Genomic DNA, 1,685 nt, shown 5'->3' on the forward strand with positions numbered 1-1,685 from the left:
CACCGGTCTTGAAAACCGGCATACGTTTGTAGCGTATCTAGGGTTCAAATCCCTATCTCTCCGCCACATTCACTTAGTTTGATTGATTTCAAATTGAGACAGAATTGGAGCGGTAGTTCAGTTGGTTAGAATACCGGCCTGTCACGCCGGGGGTCGCGGGTTCGAGTCCCGTCCGCTCCGCCACACAACAAAGCCTAGCAGAAATGCTGGGCTTTTTTGTATCTGGAATTTGAGATTTTATCGGTTATGAGTACACCGGGCGAGTCCCGCAGGAGTGCCTGCCCAGCCGACCCGCCACAACAACAAAGTCTAGTAGAAATGCTGAGGCTTTTTTGTATCTAGAATTTAATATTTTATTGGTTATGAATACACCGGAGCGAGTCCCGCTTGAGCGCAAGCCCGGCCGACCCGCCACTACAACGAAGCCTTAGCAGAAATGCTGAGGCTTTTTTGTATCTGGAATTTAATATTTTATTGGTTATGAATACATCGGGGCGAGCCCCGCAGGAGTGCTTGCCCGGCCGACTCGCCACACAATGAAGCCTTAGCAGAAATGCTGAGGCTTTTTTGTATCTGAAATCTATTCTTTATTTTCTTTTTTTGCTTTATCCCAGATACGCAGGTAAGTGTTATTGGTGCGTTTATCCCGATAGCGCAGCATATTGGCTTCATTAAAGTAGTATGGATCATTGGCACGAGATAGTTCCAACTCTTCTTCAGTGAGATGTTGTGCCACTTGGGTATTACTTGGATAGATAAATGGAGCAGCATGAACAAATGCGGTTTGATATTCTTCGCTGATTAAATAATTGATCAAAAGGTACGCTGCCTTGAGTTTGTCGGGTTGATTAGTGAGCTTTTTTGCAATCACAAGTGTATCAAGAGCCTGAATCCCTTTCGCTTCCGAAAATTGCCAGTTTTGGCCTGATGCACGCGCTTCAGACACCTCAATGCCCCAGCTGGTGGAATAGCTAATATCTTGCATTTTCTCAACGTCGTTCACTTGTTGCCAGTAGTATTGTTTATTACTGACAAGTTGCGTAGCGAGAGTTTGTAACTGAGGGACGCTAAGTCGGAAGTGGTGATAGTCTTGGGCTTCATAAGCAGTATATCCAAGGCCTAACAGTAAAGGGATTAGGCTGTTTTCAGCAATGGCAGAAGTAGCAACTTTGCCTTTGTTCTCCGGATCACTGAGTACTAAAAAGGAAGTAGGGGCAGTAGAAACTTTATCGGCATTATAAATGAGCCGCATTACTGCTGCGGTTTGAGGTACGGAATATTTTTTTTCTTGGTAGGTATCAAATTTGGCTTGGCTGAGGGCTGGTTGTAGGTATTGGTAATTTGGAATGCGATTGACATCTATGGGATGAAGCAGTTTAAAAAGACGTGCATTAAAATCGCCAAAAAAATGCGAGCCGGGCAATAATACGTCGGCGGCGTCTGCTCTTAACGCGTTAAATACGTCATCCGCCACTTCTATTACTGGCTTAACCATGGTGATGGTAACGTCGAGGTTATGTTCAGCGGCTATTTTTTTAAAGTTTTCTTCAAAAGGGGGCAGGTATCCCCAACCCAAGAAACGCAGTTCAACAGGTGTTGGCTCAGAAATCGCAGGTGGTGTAAATAGAATGCTGAGGCTGACCAGTAATAGACGGTGAAGCAGCATATAGCCTCCTACAAGACAT

At 45.0% G+C, this 1,685-nt stretch carries 1 protein-coding gene and 1 tRNA gene; one reads left to right on the forward strand and one right to left on the reverse strand.

The window, feature by feature from the left end:
• The first annotated feature begins 106 nt into the window (after positions 1-106).
• Positions 107-183, forward strand: a tRNA-Asp gene (locus MHO82_RS25670).
• Between the two features lie 397 nt (positions 184-580).
• Here the strand turns inward: MHO82_RS25670 and MHO82_RS25675 are convergent.
• A partial coding sequence (locus MHO82_RS25675; RefSeq protein ID WP_239189460.1) for an extracellular solute-binding protein occupies positions 581-1,685 on the reverse strand: 1,105 nt, incomplete at its 5' end.

It is taken from the genome of Vibrio sp. Of7-15, assembly GCF_022347565.1.
GTDB lineage: Bacteria > Pseudomonadota > Gammaproteobacteria > Enterobacterales > Vibrionaceae > NORP241.